General features: G+C 72.2%; 3 protein-coding genes and 1 pseudogene. 2 read left to right on the plus strand and 2 right to left on the minus strand.

The features are described 5' to 3' along the window. A partial coding sequence (locus tag L0P92_RS43135; RefSeq protein WP_234768598.1) for a sigma-70 family RNA polymerase sigma factor occupies positions 1-1,175 on the minus strand: 1,175 nt, incomplete at its 3' end. Positions 1,176-1,399: 224 nt separating this feature from the next. Here L0P92_RS43135 and L0P92_RS43140 point away from each other — a divergent pair. Continuing rightward, positions 1,400-1,813: an SsgA family sporulation/cell division regulator gene (locus L0P92_RS43140; protein WP_234768599.1), complete on the plus strand. Its 414-nt coding sequence runs from the start codon at positions 1,400-1,402 to the stop codon at positions 1,811-1,813. Positions 1,814-1,842: 29 nt separating this feature from the next. Here L0P92_RS43140 and L0P92_RS45575 read toward each other — a convergent pair. After that, positions 1,843-2,268 (minus strand): annotated as a pseudogene (locus L0P92_RS45575) (Lrp/AsnC family transcriptional regulator); the annotation flags it as partial. A gap of 183 nt (positions 2,269-2,451) precedes the next feature. On the opposite strand from L0P92_RS45575, the gene L0P92_RS43150 reads away from it, so the two are divergent. Beyond that, entirely contained in the window at positions 2,452-3,312 is an 861-nt protein-coding gene (locus L0P92_RS43150; RefSeq protein WP_234768600.1) for a class I SAM-dependent methyltransferase, read from the plus strand. Positions 3,313-3,442 lie beyond the last annotated feature (130 nt).

The raw sequence follows: 3,442 nt of genomic DNA on the forward strand, positions 1-3,442 counted from the left end.
ACCTCGGCAACCTCGGCCACCCGCGGCACCGCAACCGCCCCAGCAGACCCACCCGGATCCGCCACCTCCGCCTCAGCCCCGTCCCCCGCCGCCGGCTGCCCTACCGGCGCCTCCGCCAACGGCGCCCGCGGCGGCGCAGGTGTCGGCGTAGAGCTGCCCGTGCCCAGGGCGAGGACCATCGCGAGGGCCATCCCGGTGACCGCCGCGCCGGCCGCGACGGCGGCCGGCACCTTCGCACTACCAACACCTCCGGCACTGCCAACACCGCCGCCACCGCCGGCCCCACCCCCGGTCACCGCCCGCCGGGCAGCATGCAGCGCAGCGCCGACCTGGCCGCTCAGGGCGGCCGTCGCGCCCGCGGACCCCGCCGCCAGCGGCAGCAGGAACTTGCCCGCGGTGCCCAGGCCGAAGACCAACAGGGCCGGGCCGACCAATGCGGGCAGCCGGTCGTTGGCGCGCATGAGTACCGCGAGCCGGCCTCGGCAGTCGGCGCAGGCGTCCACATGGGCCAGCAGGCGTTCGGACTGACGCGGGGTCGCGTTGCCGCGGACGTACGCCGGCATACGTACCCAGTGGACCTCGCAGGCGGGGTCGTCGGGGGCGCCCGTCTGGGAGCGGAGGAAGGCCTGCCGCATGCCTTCGCGGGCGCGGTGCAGCAGTACGGCCGTCGCCCCCTCCTTGGCACCGATGCGCCGCCCGACCGTCTCCAGCGGCTGCCCCTCCGCCTCCGCGAGCCACAGGGCCTGCACCCAGCGCTCGGGCAGTTGGCCCAGCACACGCACCAACAGGTCGACCGAGGAGACCTGTTCGGCCGGGTCCGCCATGCCCTCGGCGTGGGCGGCGGCCTCCGCCCGCTCGGCGGCCTGCGGGTCGTGGTGCGGGGTCTCGCGTGCCTCGCCGCCGGCCGTCGCCGCCAGATGCCGCACCGTCGTCATCAGGTACGCCGGTACGTTCTCGATCTCGTGCCCCGCCGACAGCCGCCGCCAGACGCGGAAGTGCGCCTCGGCGACCAGGTCCTCGGCCGCCCAGGAGTTGTTGCGGGTGAGCGAGCGCGCGAACGCGACCAGACGCGGCTGCTGTTCCTCGTAGATACGGGCGTACGAGGCGGTGTACGAGGCGGTGGTGGACACGGGAGGTGTCGCCTGGGCGGGCACCTTGGCGGAACCGTCGGACATGGCTGGAACGCTCCGGTTGCCTGCTGGGCCAATGGGCTGAGCTGAAGGGGGGGACGAGTTTGTCAGCGTAGATGACTAAAATCTCAAGTAAATGGTTCGCGTGAGCTAGATCACAGGGGTGGGGCGGTTGTTCCGCGTAAGCAACGTGGCTGCCGCGCGGTCGAGAAGGCGCACAAAGACCGGCAGTTGCAGTAGGACCACATCACCCGTGGAGAAGAACGTCCATGCGCCTCACCCTTGAACAGCCCGTTCGCGCCCGCCTCGTCACCCCGGGCTCCCCGCAGCTCCCGATCCGCCCCACGCTGCGCTACCTCGCCGCCGAACCCTTCGCCGTACACGTCGACTTCCCGGCGCATGTCTCGGCCGACGAGGGCGGGGTCACCTGGACGTTCGCCCGCTCACTGCTGGCGGAGGGGCTGGACGCGGCCGCGGGGATCGGGGACGTACGCATACGGCCGTGCGGGCGGTCCCGTACGGTCGTCGAGTTCCACGCGGCGCACGGCATGGCCGCGATCCGCTTCGGGACGGCTTCGCTTCGGCGGTTCCTGCAACGGTCGTACGCCGTCGTCGAGCCGGGGAGAGAGGAGCTGGGGCCGGAACTCGACCACGGGCTCATGTCCCTGCTCGACGGGGTGTGAGGCCCGGCCGGCCGAGCGGCCCCCTTCGGTCAGTCGGTCACGATCGGCGTCAGTACGGGCGTGCCCGTCTGTCGGTAGATCACCGAGCTGCGGAAGCTCACCACCTCGCGGCGGGCGCTGAAACGGTCCATGAGGAAGGCGTGCAGGTGCTCGATGTCCGGGACGGCCACCTGGACGAGGAAGTCGTCGTCGCCGGAGACCACGAAGACCGAGACGACCTCCGGGAGTCGGGTGAGATAGCTCTCGAAGGCCTCGATCACGTCGCGGCTCAGCGGGCGCAGCCGGGCGAAGACGAGGGCCTGGAGCGAGCGGCCCAACAGGCGTGACTGTACGGCCGCGTGGTAGCCGGTGATCACTCCGCGGGCGCGCAGGGCGCGGACCCGTTCGAGGCAGGTGGAGGGGGCGATGCCGACCCTGCGGGCGAGTTCGCGGTTGGTGAGCCGCGCATCGCGCTGGTGGGGGTCCCCCCGGACGGAGTCTGGGGGAGGGTGAGGATCGCCGAATCAGTGTCGTCCATGGCCGTCATTCTTGCCGGGGTTCCGAATTTGGTTCGGCCGAGGCGCTCAACTCCCGTACCTGGCCATAGATTTCCCTGAACTTCCCGCACTTCCGTGCCGGACCGAAGGGAGCCCTCGTCGATGACCACCGCTGCCGCTCAACCGGTCGACCGAGGCATCGAGCAAGGCATCGACCAAGCCGTCGACCACTACGACCGGTTTCTCGCCGAGCACTACACCTGGATGCTCGGGGGCGATCTCGACGCGCTCGCCGCGGTGCAAGGTGCCGCTCTCGCGGGGTGGGGGGTGACTCCCGGGGCGGCGATCGGGCCGGCTGCGGGAGCGCTCGCGGTGGATCTGGGGTGCGGGCCGGGGCAGGCCAGCCTCGCGCTGGCCGGGCTGGGCTTCGACTCCGTCCTCGCGGTCGATCTGAGCCGGCCGTTGCTGGACGAAATCACCGCGCACGCCACCCAGGCGCCGGCCGTGCGCGCGGTGCGGGCGGATGTGCGGACCGCGCTGCGGGAGCTCGTGCGGCCGGGGTCGGCGCAGGCCGTCGTATGCCTGGGTGACACGCTGACCCATCTGCCGACGCGAGGGGATGTGGCGGCCCTCTTCGCCGATGTCGCCGCCGCGCTCGCGCCCGAGGGGACGGCCGTGTTCGCCTACCGCGATCTGACGGTCCCGCTCACGGGCACGGACCGTTTCCTGCCGGTCCGGGCCGCCGAGGACCGGATCATGACGTGCTTCCTGGAGTACCCGGCCGACTACGACGACTACACGGTTCTCGTCCACGACCTGATCCACACCCGGAACGCCGACGCCCGCGCCGACCACACGGCTGCCGACTCCGACTGGACCCTCACGGCCCGCAGTTACCGCAAACTGCGGCTCTCCCACGCCTGGGTGCTGGAACAGCTCCGCACGGCCGGGCTGCGGGTGCGGCACGAGGAGAGCGGGGCCGGGGGGATGCGGACGGTTGTTCTGGGGCGTGGCTCGTCCTAGTGGCCCCCGCCTCGACGGCCACGTTCAGGCTCAGGACCGAGCCCCTCCCCGCCGCCGGAGGCCGGCCCGTGCCAGGTGGCGGATCCGTTTCGTGCGGCCCTGGTCGGCGAGGAGGGTGAGGGCGGGGGTG

Source organism: Streptomyces muensis (assembly GCF_021474425.1).
GTDB classification, from domain to species: domain Bacteria; phylum Actinomycetota; class Actinomycetes; order Streptomycetales; family Streptomycetaceae; genus Streptomyces; species Streptomyces muensis.

Bases quoted from the DNA above. Each gene is read 5' to 3' on its own strand.
- L0P92_RS43140 (WP_234768599.1), top strand. From the start codon at position 1,400: ATGCGCCTCACCCTTGAACAGCCCGTTCGCGCCCGCCTCGTCACCCCG.
- L0P92_RS43150 (WP_234768600.1), top strand. From the start codon at position 2,452: ATGACCACCGCTGCCGCTCAACCGGTCGACCGAGGCATCGAGCAAGGC.